At 34.7% G+C, this 21,219-nt stretch carries 18 protein-coding genes; 17 read left to right on the top strand and 1 reads right to left on the bottom strand.

Features of this window, described 5'->3' with window-relative positions:
• Window positions 1-11: 11 nt before the first annotated feature.
• The 10 genes from pknB to EZV73_RS22175 all read left to right on the top strand — a co-directional run bounded on the left by pknB (window position 12) and on the right by EZV73_RS22175 (window position 9,957).
• Window positions 12-1,979, top strand: coding sequence for a Stk1 family PASTA domain-containing Ser/Thr kinase (gene pknB / locus EZV73_RS22130; RefSeq protein WP_240842625.1), 1,968 nt, complete (start codon window positions 12-14; stop codon window positions 1,977-1,979).
• Window positions 1,980-2,026: 47 nt separating this feature from the next.
• Window positions 2,027-2,908: a ribosome small subunit-dependent GTPase A gene (gene rsgA, locus EZV73_RS22135; protein ID WP_240842626.1), complete on the top strand. Its 882-nt coding sequence runs from the start codon at window positions 2,027-2,029 to the stop codon at window positions 2,906-2,908.
• On the top strand, window positions 2,902-3,564 hold the full coding sequence (gene rpe, locus EZV73_RS22140; RefSeq protein ID WP_240842627.1) for a ribulose-phosphate 3-epimerase: 663 nt from the start codon (window positions 2,902-2,904) through the stop codon (window positions 3,562-3,564). Before rsgA ends, rpe begins: the two co-directional genes overlap by 7 nt.
• Window positions 3,557-4,186: a thiamine diphosphokinase gene (locus tag EZV73_RS22145; RefSeq protein ID WP_240842628.1), complete on the top strand. Its 630-nt coding sequence runs from the start codon at window positions 3,557-3,559 to the stop codon at window positions 4,184-4,186. Before rpe ends, EZV73_RS22145 begins: the two co-directional genes overlap by 8 nt.
• Before the next feature lie 81 nt (window positions 4,187-4,267).
• Complete coding sequence (gene rpmB / locus EZV73_RS22150; protein ID WP_240842629.1) at window positions 4,268-4,459, top strand: 50S ribosomal protein L28; 192 nt, start codon at window positions 4,268-4,270, stop codon at window positions 4,457-4,459.
• A gap of 274 nt (window positions 4,460-4,733) precedes the next feature.
• Entirely contained in the window at window positions 4,734-5,090 is a 357-nt protein-coding gene (locus EZV73_RS22155) for an Asp23/Gls24 family envelope stress response protein (protein WP_240842630.1), read from the top strand.
• 17 nt (window positions 5,091-5,107) lie between these two features.
• A complete protein-coding gene (locus tag EZV73_RS22160; RefSeq protein ID WP_240842631.1) occupies window positions 5,108-6,709 on the top strand; it encodes a DAK2 domain-containing protein in 1,602 nt (533 codons plus the stop codon).
• Between the two features lie 66 nt (window positions 6,710-6,775).
• Window positions 6,776-8,803 carry an ATP-dependent DNA helicase RecG gene (gene recG, locus EZV73_RS22165; protein WP_240842632.1) on the top strand — a complete coding sequence of 676 codons (2,028 nt, stop codon included), beginning with the start codon at window positions 6,776-6,778 and terminating at the stop codon, window positions 8,801-8,803.
• An 8-nt stretch (window positions 8,804-8,811) separates the two neighbouring features.
• Window positions 8,812-9,348, top strand: a complete 537-nt coding sequence (gene rsmD, locus EZV73_RS22170; protein WP_240842633.1) for a 16S rRNA (guanine(966)-N(2))-methyltransferase RsmD — start codon at window positions 8,812-8,814, stop codon at window positions 9,346-9,348.
• An 81-nt stretch (window positions 9,349-9,429) separates the two neighbouring features.
• Window positions 9,430-9,957, top strand: a complete 528-nt coding sequence (locus tag EZV73_RS22175) for a hypothetical protein (protein ID WP_240842634.1) — start codon at window positions 9,430-9,432, stop codon at window positions 9,955-9,957.
• 39 nt (window positions 9,958-9,996) lie between these two features.
• Here EZV73_RS22175 and EZV73_RS22180 read toward each other — a convergent pair whose 3' ends face one another.
• Entirely contained in the window at window positions 9,997-11,157 is a 1,161-nt protein-coding gene (locus EZV73_RS22180) for a nucleotidyltransferase (protein WP_240842635.1), read from the bottom strand.
• Window positions 11,158-11,362: 205 nt separating this feature from the next.
• On the opposite strand from EZV73_RS22180, the gene EZV73_RS22185 reads away from it, so the two are divergent.
• The 7 genes from EZV73_RS22185 (at window position 11,363) to EZV73_RS22215 (ending at window position 21,199) form a co-directional block, all read left to right on the top strand.
• Window positions 11,363-12,556, top strand: a complete 1,194-nt coding sequence (locus EZV73_RS22185) for an acetate/propionate family kinase (protein ID WP_240842636.1) — start codon at window positions 11,363-11,365, stop codon at window positions 12,554-12,556.
• Between the two features lie 85 nt (window positions 12,557-12,641).
• Entirely contained in the window at window positions 12,642-13,145 is a 504-nt protein-coding gene (locus EZV73_RS22190) for a DUF177 domain-containing protein (protein ID WP_240842637.1), read from the top strand.
• 12 nt (window positions 13,146-13,157) lie between these two features.
• On the top strand, window positions 13,158-13,337 hold the full coding sequence (rpmF, locus tag EZV73_RS22195) for a 50S ribosomal protein L32 (RefSeq protein WP_240842638.1): 180 nt from the start codon (window positions 13,158-13,160) through the stop codon (window positions 13,335-13,337).
• A gap of 182 nt (window positions 13,338-13,519) precedes the next feature.
• Complete coding sequence (locus EZV73_RS22200; RefSeq protein ID WP_240842639.1) at window positions 13,520-14,593, top strand: S-layer homology domain-containing protein; 1,074 nt, start codon at window positions 13,520-13,522, stop codon at window positions 14,591-14,593.
• A 10-nt stretch (window positions 14,594-14,603) separates the two neighbouring features.
• On the top strand, window positions 14,604-17,321 hold the full coding sequence (locus EZV73_RS22205; protein ID WP_240842640.1) for a vWA domain-containing protein: 2,718 nt from the start codon (window positions 14,604-14,606) through the stop codon (window positions 17,319-17,321).
• A 48-nt stretch (window positions 17,322-17,369) separates the two neighbouring features.
• On the top strand, window positions 17,370-18,209 hold the full coding sequence (locus tag EZV73_RS22210; protein WP_240842641.1) for a stalk domain-containing protein: 840 nt from the start codon (window positions 17,370-17,372) through the stop codon (window positions 18,207-18,209).
• On the top strand, window positions 18,206-21,199 hold the full coding sequence (locus EZV73_RS22215) for a hypothetical protein (RefSeq protein WP_240842642.1): 2,994 nt from the start codon (window positions 18,206-18,208) through the stop codon (window positions 21,197-21,199). Before EZV73_RS22210 ends, EZV73_RS22215 begins: the two co-directional genes overlap by 4 nt.
• Window positions 21,200-21,219: the final 20 nt, after the last annotated feature.

A 21,219-nucleotide genomic window follows, 5' to 3' on the forward strand; every position in this document is an offset into this window, starting at 1 on the left:
AGAGGTGAAACATGATAGGTAAAATAATCGGTAGTCGTTACGAATTACTAGAAAAGGTAGGCGCTGGTGGTATGGCAGTTGTCTACAAGGCCAAGTGTCATTTGCTCAATCGTTTTGTTGCAGTAAAAATGCTGAGAGACGAATACATCAATGACCAAGAGTTTATAGAAAAGTTTAAGAAAGAAGCACAAGCTGCAGCTTCTTTGTCGCATCAAAATATTGTTAATATTTATGATGTCGGCATTCATGAAGAATACCCTTATATTGTTATGGAGTTTATAGACGGCATAACTCTAAAAGAGTATATTGCCAAGTATGAAGGCTTCTTAACCAATGAAGAAATTGCGAATTTTTCAAAGCAGATTGCTATGGGCTTAGAACACGCCCATTCCAATCAGATCATTCATAGAGACATCAAGCCTCATAATATAATGGTTTCAAAGGATGGTACCTTAAAGGTAGCCGATTTTGGTATTGCAAGTGCAATTACTGAGACAACGCGTTCTTATTCAAGTGAGGCCATTGGCTCTGTAAGATATTCATCTCCAGAACAAGCCAGGGGTAGAAATGTGGATGAAAGAACCGACCTTTATTCTCTGGGTGTTCTTATGTATGAAATGGCAACACGCCAAGTGCCTTTCGAAGGTGAAACTGCTGTAGAAATTGCACTAAAACATATGAAAGATGATATCAGAAAGCCAAGTGAAATCAATTCTACTTTCAACAAGGGTTTGGAAAGTATTGTGATGAGAAGCTTGTTAAAAGATGTCAATCAAAGATATCAAAATGCCAAAGAGCTTATCTCTGATCTGGACAAGATCATCAATAATCCAAGAGAGAACGTAGCATTTTATGACTTTGCTGCAGCAGATAAAACGCAGAAACTTCCAAGTTTAGACGCACTAAAGGCTGAAAAAGGTGAAAATAGAACAATGAAAAAAACTAAGACTAAGAAAAAGAACAAGGGCATTATAAGAGATAAGAACTTACTGGCTGTTATCGGGGTGGTATTACTGGCATTTGTGACAGTTGCTGTGGTATTTTTCGTAACAAGATTAGAACCCAATACGGTACCAGAGCCTACAACTATGGAACTGATAGATGTTAGAGGTATGACGACAGAAGAAGCTGAAAATAGACTGTTAGCGGAAGGGTATAAGGTTTCTATAGCTGAAGCTGAAAACAACAATCAATATGAATTAGGTCAAATATATGACCAAGCACCTGCGCCGGGTACAAAGTTAAGACCTGATTACAGAATTACAATTTACCCATCAGCTGGTCCTGATATTGCTGTCATTCCAAATCTTGTTCAAACAACTTTAGAAGATGCAAAAGTAAAACTAAACGGTATGACATTTGCACTGGGTGATGTTGAGTATGTCAATGATGACTTAAACAAGGGTTATATCATTTCTCAGACACCATCTGCAGGTACGGAAGCTAAAGATGATGAAGTTATCCATGTTGTTGTGTCTTTGGGGCCTGAGTATTCTAAAGTGATTGTACCTAGATTAACAGCTTTAACATTAGAAGAAGCTCAAAAGAGAATTTTAGATATTGGTTTAGAAATCGATGAGATTACTTACGAAAACCATCCAACTATAGAAAAAGACGGCATCATCAGTCAATCGGTTGCTGAAGGTACAGAAGTTGAACTGGATACTTTAATCAATGTGGTTGTGTCTTTAGGAACGGGTGAAGAAGAAACTGATCCAGATCAAACACCAGGTGATGAAAATGCTATTACAACAAAAGCTTATATTGTTCCATTAGGTGTTGAAGCTGGACAAGATGCTGCGGTTAAAGTTTTATATGAAAAAGATGGTAATGTAGAAATGATTTACAATGCTGTTCATACTGCGACAGAAGAAGAACCAAGTAAACGAATTGAAGTTCAAGGGTCAGGATCGGGTATTTTAAGTATCTTTGTTAATGACGTTTTAATCACTTCAATATCAGTTGACTTTTCAAACTAAAAATTATACAATGACTTCGTTATGCTAAGTTGTATCAGGGAGGATTAATGCAGGGCATTATTGTTAAGGCGATAGCCGGATTCTATTACGTTAAAACTGAAGATGATTACTTTGAGTGTAAGGCTCGTGGTATCTTCAAGAAAAGAAAAATTACACCACTTGTAGGAGATAAGGTTGTCATCTCTAAAGATGAAGCTGATCCTACTAAGGGTAGAATTGATGAAATTCTACCAAGAACCATTGAGCTAGTTAGACCACCAGTAGCCAATGTTACTCAGGCGATTGTTGTGTTTGCTGTTGCTCAACCAGATCCAAACATCAATTTATTAGACAAACTATTAGCGATTTGTGAGCATAGAGGCTTAAGTGTTGTACTCTGTTTTAACAAGGTAGATTTAGACCAAGCATCGTATGTTAAATCATTAGAGGAAACATATATGAAGGCGGGTTATAAGGTAATCCCTACCTCTGCAACCAACCATATAGAAATTGAAGCTTTAAAAGAAGTGTTAAAAGATGAAATATCAGTATTCGCCGGTCCTTCGGGTGTTGGCAAATCATCGCTTTTAAATGAAATTCAAGAAGGCATTAAATTAGAAGTCGGTGGTTTAAGTAAGAAAATTGCCCGTGGTAAACATACCACTAGACACAGTGAACTCTTACCGCTTGAATCAGGTGGCATGGTTGTAGACACGCCTGGTTTTACTTCTATGGATATCAGTGAGATTGAAATTGAAGAGTTGGCAGATTGTTTCATTGAGTTTAAGGATCACTTAAATTGTAAGTTTAATAACTGCAAACATTTAAATGAACCTAAATGTGGTATTAAAGAAGCCGTTGATGCTGGTGACATTAGTCAGAGTCGCTATGACTCATATGTATATTTTATGAATGCTCTAGAAGAGCACAGGAGGTATAAGTCGTGGTAAAACTTTCGCCATCAATATTATCAGCTGATTTTGCTGATTTACTGAAGGATATTAAGGTTGTTGAAAATGCAGGCGCTGAGTGGTTGCATATAGACATCATGGATGGTCACTTTGTGCCGAATATTTCATTTGGTCCTATGGTGATGAAAGCCATTCAAGGTAAAGTAGATATGGTATTTGATGTCCATCTGATGATTTCTGATCCAGACAAGTACATTAAAGACTTCGTAGATGCAGGTGCAGATATCATTACTGTTCATCAAGAAGCATGTCCACATCTTCACAGAACCATTCAACTCATCAAGTCATATGGTGTAAAAGCGGGGGTATCTTTAAACCCAGCGACATCTTTAGCGACAATAGAAGAAATTCTACCAGAACTTGATATGGTACTGATTATGTCGGTTAATCCTGGTTTCGGCGGTCAAAGTTTTATTGGTTCGTCACTTGATAAAATCAAGCGTTTAGATGACATGATCAAGTCTAGAAAGCTTACAATGGATATCCAGGTAGACGGTGGTGTTAACCTTGACAATGTTAAAACTGTCTTAGATGCAGGTGCGACAAGCATCGTTGCAGGCTCTGCAGTCTTTAAAGCAGATGACGTACCTAAGCGCGTAAAAGATTTTAAGGAAATTTTTAAAGCTTATGAATAAAATTATTGTAATTGCCAGTGGTCCTATCGACCACTTGCAATTTTTTAAACCCTTACTTGAGGATCATATAATTGTAGCTGTAGATGGTGGTTTAAATCATCTGGATAAACTGGGCATTAAACCCCATGTTTTAATAGGTGATTTTGACTCTGTAGAACCTTCTTTATTAGAAAAGTATGCGGATGTCAATGTTTACAAACATCCGACTAGAAAAGATTTTACAGACGCAGAATTGGCTATTGATTATGCTATAGATCAGTCACCAGACGAAGTCGTTCTTATGGGGATGACAGGTCATAGAATTGATCATATGATAACCAACATTCACCTATTGAAACGATTTGTAAATCATGATATACTAGCCTACGTACTCGACTATCATAATAAAGTTTACTACTGTAATAGTGATATTGAGTTAGAAGGTAATGTCGGAGATTTATTATCGATTGTACCGCTTTCGGGCTCAGTACAGAAGGTGAAAACCTATGGATTAGAATATCCGTTAAATGATGAAACTTTGTATTTCCATGAATCCAGAGGCGTCAGTAACGTGTTTTCAAAGCCCAAAGTAAGGATAGAAACGGGATCTGGAGAATTCCTTATAATTCTTTCAAAAGATTAAAAAAATATCTTGATTAGTCTGAAAGATTCTGTTAAAATAAATCTGTTGATAATGTTTAATCACTCGAAGGAGGTGTTATATATGGCAAAAGAATGTTTCGTATGCGGAAAAGGTAAAGTTTCTGGTAACAACGTATCACATGCAATGAATCACAATAGAAGAACTTGGTCTCCAAACTTAAGAAGAGTTAAGGCTATCGTTAATGGTTCACCTAAGAGAATCAGAGTATGTGCTAGATGCCTAAGAGCAGGCAAAGTTGAGAGAGCTGTATAAACAGAGTGAAATAGGCTGAGGCCTATTTTTTATGGGAAATTCCGGACTTAGTTCCGGAATTCTTTCGTTTTATGAGAAAGTGTCTTTTTTTAGAAATATTAGATGGATATCAAAGTAATTGTTACATCCTTAACTTTTGGGGTATTATGCCCATAAGAGGCTCTAAACTGTTAAAGGTCTCTAAATAAAAGTTCAATTATTTGAAAAAGATTGAATTATACTGTAAAATAGATAAGTACAATTTAAAAGAATAAACTTCTTATAAGGAGGTCTTATGGACACGAAGATAATGAATGAAATTGGTTCGATTTCAATCAATGAAGAAGTCATAGCTATGATTGCTGGCGCGGCAGCAAATGAAGCCTATGGTATTGTGGGCATGGCTGCCCAAACAACGAAAAATGGTATTACAAGTATTTTGAGAATAGAGAATCTTTCAAAAGGTGTTAAGGTGAGTTTGGAAAATGATGAAATCATCATAGACTTGTATGTTATTATTCAATTCGGAACAAAAATTTCTGTGGTTGCTAAAAATACCATTGATAAAGTAAAATACAATGTTGAAACGCAAACAGGTTTAAAAGTTTCAAAAGTTAATTTAAATATTGAAGGTATTAAGGTACAGTCATAGGTTTAGGAGGAATCGTTTTGAAAATTAATGAAATAGACAGTTCGCTGTTGGTTAAGATGTTTAATCAAGGCACATATGCTTTAAATCAAAATAAAGCGCTTGTTGATGCTTTGAATGTTTTTCCTGTTCCTGATGGCGATACTGGTACAAACATGTCCTTAACAATGCAGTCTGCAGTTAAGAACATTACTGATAAAGAATTTAAGACTGTGGATGAAGTATCAAAAGCTTTTGCAAAAGGTCTTTTAATGGGTGCAAGAGGTAACTCAGGTGTTATCTTGTCACAAATTTTTAGAGGTTTTTCAAATGGCTGCAAAGATAAGGAAGTGTTGACAACAAAAGACCTTATCGAAGCATTTACTCAAGCTAGAGAAGTTGCATACAAGGCCGTATTAAAGCCTGTAGAAGGTACAATCTTAACAGTCATCAGAAAGATCTCAACGCATTTAGAAGAGTTAGAGACAGAATCTTTAGAGATTCATGACTTATTTGAAATCATCTTAAATCGTGGTAATGAAATTCTAGAGAAAACACCAGAGTATTTAGATGTATTAAAACAAGCTGGCGTTGTAGACGCTGGTGGTAAAGGTTTGATGTGTATCTTACAAGGTTTTAATGATGCCATCCTTGGTAAAGAAGCTAAAGAAACTTTCTTTGATAATGAAGAACATGTAGACATTGAAAGAACTATGGACCCTGCAGATATTAAGTTCCAATACTGTACAGAATTCATCGTTAAAACGGATATACCAAATCATACGGCTTTCCAAGCTGAAATCCAAACACTTGGTGATTCGATGGTATTTGTTCGTGATGAGGACTTGATTAAAGTTCATATCCATACTAATGAACCAAACCAAGCTTTAGGTTATGCTTTAAATATTGGTGAATTACAAACCATTAAGATTGAAAACATGAAGATTCAACATGAAAACATCGTTCATAGAGAAGAGCCTGTAGAAGAAAAAGAATTTGGCTTTATTACTGTGACAATGGGTGATGGTTTTGAAACTTTATTTAAAGATTTAAATGTTGATTATGTGATCAAGGGTGGTCAAACCATGAATCCATCGACTGAGGATATTACTAAGGCCATTAATGCTGTTAATGCGCGTCAAGTTTTCATTCTTCCAAATAACTCAAATATTATCCTAGCTGCTAACCAAGCTAAGGAATTAAGTGATAAAGATGTGTATGTAGTACCATCTAAAACAGTTCCTCAAGGAATTGCTGCTATGATTGAATTTTCTGAGGCTGCATCTGCTGAGGACAACTTAGAAGCTATGACTGAAGTTTTATCTGATGTTCAGACCGCTCAAATCACTTACTCGGTTAGAGACACTGTTTTTAATGACCGTGAAATCAGCGAAGGTGACATTTTAGGTGTTGCCAATGGTGATATCTCTGCTGTTGGTAATGATATCAACGAAATTGCCTTAGAGACTGTAGAAGAAATATCAGAAGATGCTGAGATTCTTACGGTATACTATGGTGAAGAAGTAGATGATCCAATGGTAAATGACTTGGTTGCTAGACTAGAAGAAAAGTATCCAGATGCAGAAATAGAAATGTACAATGGTAAACAACCATTATATTATTACATTATTTCAGCTGAATAACATTCTTATATAAAAGATGCATTCAAAAGAATGCATCTTTTCTGTATAATAGGGATGAGGTGTGTTATGTATTTAAAAAGCAAATTATCAAGTATAAAGGGCATTGGTCCTAAAAAATATGAACTGCTAAATAAGCTAGGGCTCTACACAGTCGAAGATTTTGTTGAGTTTTACCCAAGAAGATACATCGACAGAAGGCATATCGTCGGTTTGTCTGAAATTCAGGCTGAAATGACCTGTACAGTCAGAGCCTTTGTAATAGACATACAATCGTCTATGAGGTACGGCAAAAAGGATTTTCTTAAGATAAAGACATCTGATGGTTCTTTCTTTATGGATGTTGTCTTTTTTAATGCAAGATATGTTTCGTCTAATTTTAAGTTTAACAGGGAATACCTATTTTATGGCAAGGTAACTTATGGGCCGGGTGGTTTTACAATGACACATCCGGATTTTACGCCTGCGGATAAACCTTCTGAGCTTTTTACAAAGATTCAGCCTGTTTATCCACTAACAGAGGGTTTGTCTCAAAAGGACATGGTAAAGATAGCCCAGCAGGTTTTTGCAGATATAAGTTTAGAAGAAACTTTGCCTGATAAAATAATTCATGACCACCAGTTGATGCCAAGAGAAAAAAGTGTTGGCTTGATTCACTTTCCACAAAACCGAGATTCATATAAGACGGCTAAATACAGATTGGTATTTGAGGAGTTTTTAACCCTCCAGCTTGGACTCATGTTAATTAAATCTGATATTAAGGAGAAACTCGGCCATGCTTATCATATGACCAAAGAAATTAAATCCTCTTTAGATGGTTTGATTGGTGACTTACCCTATGAAATGACAGGTGCTCAAAAAAGAGTTTTATCTGAAATTTATTCTGACATGATTAATGAAAAAGTTATGAATCGTTTGGTGCAAGGTGATGTTGGTTCTGGTAAGACGCTTCTTTCCATGCTTGCCATTTACTTTGCCGTACTTAATGGTTATCAATGCGCCATGATGGCACCAACAGAGATTCTTGCAGAACAGCACTTTGAATCCTTTAAAGAAACTTTTTCTGGTATTGATGTTTCCATAGGTTTGTTGACTCGGTCAACTTCTAAATCAGGCATTAAAGAAGATATTGCCTCTGGCAAGGTGAATATTATCATCGGTACCCATGCCCTCATTCAAGAGGATGTTGTTTTTAACAACTTAGGTTTAGTCGTTACAGATGAACAACATCGATTTGGTGTTAATCAAAGAACCATCCTATCGAGTAAGGGGGAGTCGCCAGATGTCTTGGTTATGACTGCGACACCTATACCGAGAACCTTATCGTTGATCTTATATGGTGATATAGATATTTCAAAAGTGGACGAGATGCCTGCCAATAGATTGCCTATAAAAACGAGTAGGGTACCTGAATATAAGATTCATCGCATGTATGATTACATAAAAGACGAAGTGGACAAGGGCAAACAAGCTTACTTTGTTTATCCGCTTGTTGAGGAATCGGATCTTCTTGATCTGAAATCTGTGACGACTATGTATGAGACTTTATCTAAGCAAGTGTTTTCTGGCTATAAGACGGGTATGATTCATGGCAAGATGAAGGCCAGTGAAAAAGATACTGTTATGAAACAGTTTGAAAAAAATGAGATTCAGATTCTTTTTGCCACTACAGTTATTGAAGTCGGCATCAATGTGCCTAATGCAACCATTATGGTCATTGAACATGCTGAGAGATTTGGACTTGCTCAACTCCACCAGTTAAGAGGTCGTGTAGGCCGTGGTGGTGACCAGTCTTACTGTTTCTTGGTTTCTGAAGGCAAGTCTGATGTGACTCAAAAGCGCCTTGGCATCATGTGTGATACCAATGATGGTTTTGTTATTGCAGATAAGGACTTGGAAATTAGAGGACCAGGTGAAGTCTTCGGCCTTAAACAACATGGTCTTCCTGAGTTTAAGCTTGCGGACTTAATCAAGAATAAAAGTATTTTAGAGGTCGCTCAACAAGTGGCCATTGACATGATGAAAAACGATGAAATTACAGAAGAGGGTTTGTTGATGAAGCGTATTCATAAGATGTTTGATCAATTTACAATATAGGAGAATTTATGAGAGTAATAAGTGGGAAGGCTAGAGGTACCAAGCTAGCGACAATAGAAGGCAACAATACAAGACCAACTACAGACAGGGTTAAGGAATCTTTGTTTAATTTGATTCAGTTTGATGTCATTGATGCAAAAGTCATTGATTTGTTTGCAGGTTCAGGTGCTTTAGGTATAGAAGCCGCTTCGAGAGGTGCCAAGGCGGTAACTCTTGTAGAGAATTATAGAAAGTGCCATGAAGCCATTGAATACAACATTGACAGAACAGGCTTAGAAAATGTAAAACTTCTTAAGTCGGATGTATTATCTTCTTTCTCTAGATTAGAAAAAGCGGACTTAATTTTAATGGATCCACCATACAGTCAAGATTTTATCTTGCCGGTACTAAAGAAAATATCTGAACATAACTTATTAGATGCAAAAGGCAAGATTGTGATTGAGCATTCAAAGGATGATAAACTGCCAGTTTCTTATGAAGGCTTTGTCCTTTTAAAGCAGAAGAAGTATGGTATTTCAATGGTTTCGATATTTGTTCATGAATAATTGATTACAAAATAAATTTTTTCTAGCAAATCAAACTACTCTTATGTATAATAATAATGATAAATGCTTAGGGAGGATTGAATGGAAATACTAGATCTGTTAGAAGAAATAGAAGAACTGATAAATACGGCTTCTACGATTCCTTTTTCAAATAGAATTGTGCTTGATAAAGATGACATAGAAGAAGTTTTACGAAAAATTAATGTAGCTATTCCTGAGGAAATTAGAAGAGCTAAGTGGATAAAGGAAGAGAAAGATCAAATTCTTATTGAAGCTAAAAAAGAAGCGGAAGAGATCATCCGTGCAGCTCAAGAGGAAGAGGCGCGTTTGATTAATCATGCAAAATTTGAAGAGAACCGAGTTATTGAAGATGCTAGAAACATAGCTGATAACTTAGTAAGTGAAAATGAAATCACTGTTCTTGCAGAAAACCACTGTAGAAATCTTGTAGGTGATGCTGAACGTACTGCTGAAGAGATTAAAAATGGTGCTTATCATTATGCAGATGAAATGTTAGAAGAACTACAGTATAAACTATCAGACTTCTTAGAAACCATCAATCACAATAGAACAGAACTTGTTAAGTTCGTTAAAAAAGAAGATGAATAATAATCTATATCAAAAGAAATCACTGGCTCAGGCCAGTGATTATTTTATGTTTAAAGGTTTTTTTAGATAATCATCGCCACCAATTTTATCAGGTGTTAAAAGCTTATAGATATTGGTAGCAGTAATATCTAAATCTAACATGTCTTTAGCATCTTGGTCCAATTGAATTTTGTTGATATTGGTAATAAGGGGCAAGGTACATGTCTTTTTTATTTTCTTCAGTAATGCTTTGCCTTTGTCGTTAAAAGCCAGAATACGAATGTATTTAGGGTGATTGTCTATAAAATCATCTTTTTTTATATTCAACAACAGTTTGACTAAGATACGTTGAACGCGGGTCTTTGTAAAGCGTTTTGAAACGATACCGGATAACAAGTCCTCATAGCTTGAGACTCTTTCAGCAACTTTTTTTATCTTGTATTCTAAGCCTTCAGACACATCATGGATATCTCTGATTTCTTCTAGACTGGATGTTCTGATTTTATACAGCAAAAGTGTCGTTAAATCCTCCTTATAGACGTGATGATGGTTCATCATGTCAAAGGTTGGCTGAGGTACAAAAGCTCTTATCTGGTCTAGATTTGACGCATGTTTTCTAATAGCCGTTGCACTGGCTATGGTGCCTTTAAGGTTTTCATCTAGATAGTCGGCCTGGACACGTTTTATGGTAGCTGGTTGAATATTCGATTCAATGGTTTTAAGTGCCTTGATGTACTCTATGCCTAGTATGTTGTTGGCTTTAAACTCAAAATCTTTGTTTAGTGCAAGTGATCTTGCCTTAGGAAATGAATGGCCGTCGCTTAGATGTTTCTTCAAATCCTCTTGGAAGTCTTCTGTTGGATTTAAAAGCATATCTGTAATCTCGTCAATGGTTTCTAGGTTGCCATCTTCACTGCCGAAACAGATATGGTCAACAATGCCAAGAGCGTTGAGTAAATAAACACTGCCGTAAGCAAAGTATTCAGCACTCGAGCAAGCATAAAGGGTAGGTATCTCTATGATAAGGTCTACACCAGATTCTACTGCAGCTTTTGCTCTAGACCATTTGTCAATGATGGCGGGTTCGCCTCTTTGAAGAAAATGACCGCTCATGACGGCAATGGCATAATCAGACTGAGTTTCTTCTTTAGATTGATTTAAATGGTATAAATGACCGTTGTGAAACGGGTTGTATTCTGTAACTAATCCTACTACTTTCATATGTTCTCCTTGTACACAATAATGGTATCATTTATAGATTGGCTTGTACAGTCTAAGCTTTGTAGGATGTGGCTTAGAATAAATTTGTATTATCTTGTTTTTTTTCGTAATATCGTGAATATTTACTTGAAAAAAATATCTAATCTATTATAATGAGTATGAATGAAAAAAGTTTGTATACTATATACATTGCTAGGGGGAAAACATGAATATTTTAGTTATTAACTGCGGTAGTTCATCTTTAAAATACCAATTATTAAATATGAACGATGAGAGCCAATTGGCTTCAGGTCTTGTTGAGAGAATCGGTATCGAAGGTTCTAGATTAAAGCAAGAGACTCCAGCTTTCGGTAAGAAGGTTGTAGAAGTAGAAATGAAAGACCACAAGGCTGCATTAGAGAATGTATTAAAGGCATTAACTAATGAAGAGTATGGTGCAATTAAGTCTTTAGAAGAAGTAAATGCTGTTGGTCATAGAGTTGTTCACGCTGGTGAAAAGTACTCTGAATCTGTAATCATCAATGATGATGTAATCAAGGCGTTAGAAGAGTGTATCGAGCTTGCTCCACTTCATAACCCACCAAACTTAACTGGTATCAGAGCGATTCAAGAGTTATTACCAAGTGTTGATAATGTTGCAGTATTTGATACAGCATTCCACCAAACTATGCCAGCAACTTCTTACATTTACCCACTTCCATATGAATTATATGAAAAGTATGGCGTAAGAAGATACGGTTTCCACGGTACATCTCACAGATATGTATACCAAAGAGCTGCTGCTATGTTAGGTAAAGATGCTAAAGATCTTAAGTTAATTTCTTGTCACTTAGGTAATGGTGCTTCTTTATGTGCTATCGATGGTGGTAAGGCTGTTGCTACATCAATGGGTTTCACACCTCTTGAAGGTTTAGTAATGGGTACTCGTTGTGGTGATATTGACCCTGCAATTGTTACTTATATTATGGATAAAGAAAACTTAGATACTGCTGGCGCTAACAACTTATTAAATAAGAAGTCTGGTGTATTTGGTATCTCAGGCGTTTCAAGTGACTTCAGAGACATCGAAGATGCTGCTGCTGAAGGTAACGAAAGAGCTCAATTAGCTTTAGACGTATTTGATTTAAGAGTTAAGAAGTACATCGCTGCTTACGCTTCAATCATGGGTGGTGTAGATGGTATCATCTTTACTGCTGGTTTAGGTGAAAACTCAATCGACAACAGAAAATCTATCTGTGAAAACTTAGAGTTCATGGGTGTTGAGTTAGATGAAGAAGCTAACAAGGTAAGAGGTAAAGAGACAATTGTTTCTAAGCCAGATTCTAGAGTTAAAGTAATGGTTATTCCTACAAATGAGGAATTAATGATTGCTAGAGATACTTTAGAGCTAGTAAAATAAAAATTAACTCAATTTAATAGGAATTTCTATTGACAAAGCCTCGCAAAATAATTATACTATTAATGTTATTTTGTGAGGTGAGTTTATGAAATATGATTTGACTCAACTGATATCTCAAAAGGTAAATGAGGTAGAAATTGATTCTATACTAGAGTTTACTAAAGATGATGACCTTTCAAAAAGTGAATCGTTCAAGATAGCGCCCGTAATGGTAGCGGGGGTGGTAAAGAGGAACGGGGAGAATTTCTCGTTGACGTTGAACTATAGATCAAAATGGACATATTACTGTAATCGTTGTTTAGACGAACTGGAATATGAACTTGAAGGGGAAATCGTAAGATCTATTGTGAAGGAAAGAAATGACGCGGAAGACGATAATGTCTATGTGGAATCGGCTGTTATTGACCTTTATGATGTGATTTACAATGATATCGTATTAAATTTGCCTTCGCAAGTTTTATGCGATGAAAACTGTAAAGGACTTTGTCCGGATTGTGGAGCTAACCTGAACACAAGTGAATGTACTTGTGAAGATGAGAAGATTGATCCACGATTTGCAAAATTGAAAAATTTGTTCACTCATGATTAAGGAGGTGTAATAATGGCAGTACCAAAGCGAAAAATATCTAAGGCGAGAAGAGACAAGAGAAGAGCAGCTAACATCAAGATGACGGCTCCAAACATTATTGAATGTCCTCAATGCCACGAGCCAAATGTTCCACATAGAGTATGTGCAGCATGTGGTTTCTACAATGGTAAAGAAGTTATCTCTGTAGATTAATTATTATTAAATTAACAGCGTTTTATACGCTGTTTTTTTTATTTTTGTCATCATATCATACAGAATGGGTATTATTAGAAATAGTATTTTAATAATGAACAAGTATTTACCTGATAACCTTTATTATAAAATTAAAAAAGTGTATAATAAAGGATGTATAGGTATGTATAAAGGAGATAAGTATGGTAAAGAGAATAATAAGTAGTCTACTGGTTGTGATGTTGTTGTTAACACAGTTAGTAGTATTTGCTGAACCGAGTGGATGGGCAACTGAGTTCATTGAAAATGCTTCAAAGGATGAGTTGATTCCAGAAAACTTAAAAGGTGACTATCAAAACAATATCAAGCGTTTTGAATATGTTTTGTTAGCACTCAAGGTTCTAGAACAAAATGATATAGAAGTAGTGATAAAGGATGAAAGTCCTTTTACAGATATATCTGGTCACATGTACGAAACAGAGATTATAAAAGCATTTAATGCTGGTATCGTTGGTGGTTATGAAGACAAGACTTTTAGACCAGATAATGAGATTAAACGTGAAGAGGTTGCTGCTCTTGTGTATAACTTAGTACATGAGATCAATGAGAACCAATCACTTCCGACTACAGAATCACAGTTTTCTGATACAAACGAAATCAGTAACTGGGCAAAGCCATTCGTTGAGTTTAACTACAAAAATAAGATTATGTCAGGTACAGGCAAGAAAGATAACCTAGACACAATCAATCCAAAAGGTAAGACAACGAAAGAAGCAGCGATTACTTTATTGTATAAGGTGAGTGTTGATGATGCTTTATTAGCTAATTTTGATTATGAACCCTTAAAACACAATGATGAAGTTATAGCTGACAAGAGTCAAATGAATAAATTGGCTAACAGCTTAGGAGATCCTGCTGTAAAGAGTCTTTCAGATATTGTTAAAAATGAGGATATTGAAACTGTAACGGTAAGTGATAAGAGTTATGTTATTAACTATAAAGATGGTTCAAGAATTGATGTTTTTAACAATGGTGCGAATTATTCAATTGCACTTGATGTGAAGGATCCAAACAATAGTCAATTGATAACTGATTTCAAAGCAACTTTAAGCTCATTGTCAGATCCATTTAAAATGCTACCCAAAATTGATGGAATAATAGATGGTTATAGGAATGATGAGGACTATGCATTTTTTACCTCTTCTCTTGCTGAAGGGAATATTGAATGTTTTTATGATGATGAACCTGATATGTTTATTATTACAATGTGGAAATAAGGAGGAAGGTATGAAAAAAGCAATTAGTTTATTAATGGTGTTTCTAATGTTCTTTAATATTATTTCTCCAGTTTTTGCTGTTGAAGAGGATTATAAGGCTGGCGTTTCAATTGAAAGAAAATTTTATGATAAAAAGGGTGAAGGACGTAAAGAACTCGAGAATTTTGTATTAGATTTAGAGCATACAAACAACAATAAGATTTATGTAGAATACACTATGAATTTTGCACCTATTCCAAAAGTGGAATTCCCGGTTGAACAAAAAAATAAAGAAATTGTCTTAGTGATAGATACTTCAGGTTCAATGGGGAGTAACTTAGCAGGACATGGTAATTATAGTCCGACTGATCCTAAGTCAAGAATATATATTGTTAAAGAGGCAGCAACATTGTTTCTTAATAAGTTAGCTGCAAATGATAAGATGAAAATATCGTTAATAGAATACGCTTCGGTAGGAGATGTATATGATTTTAATAATCCTATGAAAAATATTTCGAAAGCTATTAGAATTGATGACAATGGGAATTTTATCAAAACTGGCAAAAATCAATCTAGTTATGACTATATTTATAATTCGATTAATGGCTTGGTAGATGGTGGTAATACAAATATCGGAGATCCGTTGAGATTGGCATCGAAAATGATAGCGAACTCATCGAAATCTGGTCCTGCGGATACTACAGATAAATATTTAGTCTTCTTAACAGATGGACAGCCTTGGAAATATACTCCTACAAGTAGTACTTCTGGCTATTCCAATTATGACAAAGAAACTTTAAAGATTAAAAAGTCCAGTAAGTATTATAACTATCATGATGGTGAGTTGAGCTGGACAGCTACAGAAGAGAATACCGACAAGGCTTATGAATATTCCTATTTAATGGCTGACAGGTTGGGAGGATTTAAGAAGAATTATTTCTTAACTTTTGGACCGTTGAATTCAGGGGTATTACCTACTGTTACAACTAGAGCGGGTTCTGCGTCTGATGCACAGCACTGGTTTGCATCTACTGCAGATGATATAAACACTGCTTATGATGAAATATCAAAGGAAATTGAGGCAGATTTAAAACTAGCAGATACATTTTTTGAAGAAATTCTTCCTGATGGTTTAAGATTTGATTTACCAACCAGTGATGAACTTCATGATAAATTTGATACTGATGGACAAAAAGTAACATTCGATATGGGGACTATAGCATATAAGCTTGAAGGTGATCAATACGTAGCTCAACCTCAGACTTTTGGTTATTATATTACATTTGATGAACCAGGCGAATATGTATTTGCTGCCGATAAAAATAAGTTTGATTATAGAGATGTCGAAGATGAGGGGGACGAAAGAACTTCTGTTAGTCTTGCTGAGCAAAAATTTAGTATATTATTGGATCCGGTCGAAGGTTTCACAGCAGAAAGACCTCAAAAAGAAGGTCAAAATAAAGAAAACTCTGTTTTATTATCTTGGGATCCATATCCAGGCGCAAGTGAATACAATATCTATAAAGTATTTAATGGTGAAAATAAATTAATTAAGACAGTGTCGAGTGAAAACACTTCATATTTGGACTCTATTGAAGGTCAAGATGGTGAGGAAATTACTTACAGAGTTGAGGCGAAACTATCTAATGGTAAAAAGACTGGTCTTGCAGATGCTAAAGTAGATGGAAAACCTAGCATTTTAAACTTGTTGGTTGAAAGAGAGAATAATAGCTTTATTGTTTCTTGGGATAAAATTGATGATACTATAAATCCTGATATAACTGGTGAAGAAGATAAGAAGGCCGAAATATACTATAGTTTATTACCAATCTTGGAGGGACCATCAATTGAGTCAGTTGATAAACCTTCGAAGGTCGAGGAATTAGAAGACAACGACGACATTTTTAAGGTAGTAAACAATAGAGTGATATATGAATTTGCTTTAGATAATCCTGAAAAATATACAAGTTATGATGATGTAATTAAGTTTACTGTCGATGCAGTGAAAAAAGATTACAAAACGGATAGTGATATTCATGTCTATTCTGAAACTAGTAAACCATTACCAATCAAGCAAGTGGTAACCACAGCAATTATTTCATCTATGGATGATTTTATGTATGCTGTAAACAAGCAAGTTGAAGTTGATATCCAATCTGATAAAGACGGCTTCCCAGATGGAGTATTCTTATATGATCCTGTACTTGTAGTAGAATTATTATTACCTGTTGAGTCATCAGATACACCACTAGAGTTTACCTATCCAACACTCAGTGTTCAAAAGGAACGTACAGATGATGAAGGTAATCCAATAATTGTTGATTCAAAATCAGTATATGATTCTATGGCAGTCACTTCTAAGACCACAAGTACAGGTGATGTTAAGGTGTTCATTCAACTTAATGAATACAAGAATACGATAATGAATGAAAACACTAATTTGAAGTTGAATTTCGACTTTGCAGTTGCATATGAAGGTAAGAATGGAAATTTGGAGCAATCAATTTTTGATGAGTTAAAAGCACATGTTACAGATTTGACTGAGTATCAGATTCCAGAGAAGTTTAGGACTCTTTTAGATGCAGAATATGATGCAAATATAGATGAGTTGATTAAAGTGAAAGTTTACTATACTTATAACACAACTTTAAAACTTGTTGAGTATCCAGAAGTAAGAGATGTAAAGGTTGGTGTATCTTCAAGCTATATCAAGTTTAAAGCGCCATCAAATGTGACTGATGAATTTTAAGTTAATACCTCCTTTAATGTAAGGAGGTATTAAGCATGAGGTGATAAATTGAGAAAGACGATATTTGTAGTATTACTAATGATATTAATGTTACCCGTAACATATGGTGAAGACATCATATCGTATGATGTTAATGTGATAGTTGATAACCAAGGATTAGATACTTATGATGAAGAGCAAGATATTGAAGTTAAGCCTTTGATATTAAATAATAGAACATTGATACCTTTAAGAGCTATTTCGAATGCGTTTGGAATATCAAATGAGCAAATAAAGTGGGAAGCAGAATCAAAAACGGTTTATTTAAAAACAAATTCTAATGATACTATAATGGCACAAGTTGGAAACAATAAGTTAAACTTAAACGAAAAAAAGCTGACGATTGATGTTGCCCCTCAAATAATTGATAATCGTTTATATCTTCCATTATCTGCAATATCGACATTGTTTGATGTCGATGTTACATGGAACTCAGAAAGCAGAAATGTAACTCTAAAACCAAGTGAGTACGTCTTAGGTAATTCAGGAATTAAAATAGTTTGGAATGTAAATAAGAAGTTCATTTATAATGAGTTTCAAAATGAGGGTTCAAATGATAGCTTTTATGCTTTTAGAAAAATGGAAGGTTCTAGAACACACAAATCTATTGTTATAAATGTTCATAATATCGATTTCTATGATTTTATAGATAAAAAACTGGTAGAGTTGAATTTGAGCGGTGATGATTTTATTGTGTTAACATCGAAAAATGTTAACATGTATAAGGAATTTGAAGACTATTCAATTACCTATCTTAGAGTAGGCACCAAATGTATAGAGTTGACTTGTAAGAATTTGGACGAAATAGAATTAATGGAGTTTATTAATAATGTGGAGGAGGTGAAATGATGAGGAAAATAGTTTCTGTAATTGTTTTGTTTGCAATTATGCTAGTTCCAATGATAGTGTTTTCTGATAGTTTAATCCCGGTTGTCTTGCCAGACGGTGATGCAGCGTCAGATGACTTCGAATCAGGAATTGATTGGAGTTTGTGGAATAATACAGGAGGGACTTGGAATTGGAAAGATTCTTCTGATGATGATTATATTTGGAGAAGTTTTTCTACTTCGGACTCATATTTGTATCAGCCATATGATTATAACTCAAATGCACTTAAAAGTGATGAATATAAATTTGTGACGCGAGTGTATCATGACGGTTCATATGAAGAAGGTTTTATTTTAAGTGATATTGTTAACAACTCTTTGAATACTAGACTACAGGTGTATAGAGAAAGATATGAATGGTGGAATGGGAAAACATTATTCAAGTTTGTATTAGACGGTGATATCACTGAAGAAAGAGTAAATGGTGATGTCAGAGATTTTTATTTAGAGTATTCTTTGGTCAGAATTGGAAATAATGATTTTGATATTACTGTTTCTGCAAGGAAGATTGATACAGACAGAAAGTTAATTTGCTCAAAGTTATATAAAGATGTTAAACTAGATAGCATAATACCAGTTTTGTGGGGAATGTCATGGAATTCAAATATGTTTTACTCATATGAAGCTTTTAATTCTCCTTATGCAGCTACTGATGTTGAGTTTAATAACATGTACCATTTTGAAGATGTACTTCATTTTGAGTATGATATCAAGAATGAGGATTATGATAACTTATACCTTATATATTCTGACGATAGTAATGTTAATTTAGAAGATGAAAAAATTCTTATAACTGATGGCCAAAGTACGTTATCTATTCGAGATGACATGAAAAATGGGTGTTGGTTTGGTATCGTAGGTGAGTATAAGGGGGTATATGGTAATATTGATACGACTGAGTTTGTTTATATTGATAAGCCTGCTAATTTTATATTCAATGTTACTGGTGAAGAAAAAATATATAAGTTTAAATGGGATAAGGATCCAGCTGTATCAACGTACTATCTAGTGATTAATGGTAATCCAAAGTCGGTAAATGGATCAATAAGTGTTGATGAGCAGTTTTCATACACAGCTCATGGAGTTGAAATTGAAGATCCTACTGAAGTATTCTTATTTGGTAAGCGAAGTTCGTTTAATGGTAAGAGCATTTCGCAATCAGACAAAGTGTACGCTACAGATGGACCGTTAGATCCAGTGGAAAACTTGCTTGGCTCTGTCGTAAAAGAAGTGATTGATGATGAGAATAAGTACTCTGTCAATTTGACATGGAACGATTTTGAAGGTGCTGATTCATATACTGTTGTAAGAAATATTGGTAATGATTTGTTTCCAGTACTTAAAGGGGACCTAAAAGAAGCTGAGTATTCGGATGAGTTGACATCGCAGTTCTTAGAGATCCAATATAAAGTAAAAGCTCATATTGATTCATACGAATCTACTTATTCCAATGTATTAACAATAAAAAATAAAGTTAAGGATGTTATTTACAATTTTGATGATTCTGGCCATGATGATGAAGAAAAAGGGTATATCAATATCTTTTGGAATCCAATTGACGAAGCAACAGGTTATAGCATTTTTGTAAGTGAAAACTCTGATATGACTGATGAAGTTGAACATAAATTTACAGTTACTTTAGATGAAAATAAAGAGGACTTAGTGAAGAAGTCAATTGAATTTCTTAAGTCAGATACAAAAAATAAGTTTATTCAAGTGATGGCAACTAAAGGTGAGGCTGAGTCAGGTAGAACTGATATCATGGAAATAGATTTTTCCAGAAACAATATGGTAAAAGGGCTTAAATATACTTACAAGCCAAACAGTTCTCAAGTGTTACTGTCATGGGATGAGCTTGAAGGTGCATCGTATTATGGTGTTTATGTAGGTGATAGTCCAACTACAATGAAAAAGATTGACACAGTGCCAACTTTGAGTTACTTATATAATATTAAGATTGAAGATACTAACACATTGTATTTCGCTATACAAGGTTTAAACCAAGACATGGATTATGTTTTATCTAATCCGCTTGTAGTGCCTACATTTACAAAAGATTATGTAGAGAATCTTGCTGCGACATATAATTCTGAAGATGGATCAGCAACATTAAGATGGAATCATTTATTCAGAAATGATGGTTATGAAATCTATATTAATGATTCATTAGTTGATATTCCTGATGTTGACGAAAATCTTGTACAAGCAAACACTTATAAGTTAGCTGGTGTAAACTTAAACGATACAGTTTATGTACGTGCAGTTATGAAAGAAGATGACAAGAGATATTATTCTGGTAAGTCTAATGTAAAGACGATATTAGATAATTCTAATGATGTTGTTATTTCTACTGATACGCCGTTACAAGAAAAAGTTTATGGTTCGCCACTTGATTTTGTATTGGACTTTGATATCAAGCTGAATGTTAATAAGTTATATGATGTTAGAGTTGAAATTGGTTTGGATAGTTTATTAGCTTCTGATGGAACTGTTATTGCATCATTTGTATATCCAAAGATTGACGATGTGGTTCTTATTGATTCATCTGGTACAGAGAAATCTGTTGAGTACTCGACAGAAATTTTTACAGGTCAAGTTATAAATGATCAAATGAATGGAGAAGCTGGTTATACACTCGTAGTAAGGCTTCCTAATGATGAAGATGATTATCTAGATAAAGACAGTAAGTTAGAAGTAAGATTAATCACGGATTATCGATTCAGTGATCAAATCCTTGCTAGTTCAAGTTATGCAAAAATGGAGTTACCTTTCCATGTGGAAGATCAAATTGCTGCTTTAGAAACAACTTATGGTAATGGTTTTATGGATAATAAGACTTATGTGGATGCGATTATCAGTTACAAACTAGATCCTACAGAGACTGAGTTTGAAACTAACTATCAAAAGCTTTATTTTAAGTTTAAAGACAAGCAATTAATCATTGGTGAGTAGTTTTATTATCAAAATTAAAT

The sequence above is a fragment of the Acidaminobacter sp. JC074 genome (assembly GCF_022496765.1).
Lineage (GTDB): Bacteria > Bacillota > Clostridia > Peptostreptococcales > Acidaminobacteraceae > JABXKX01.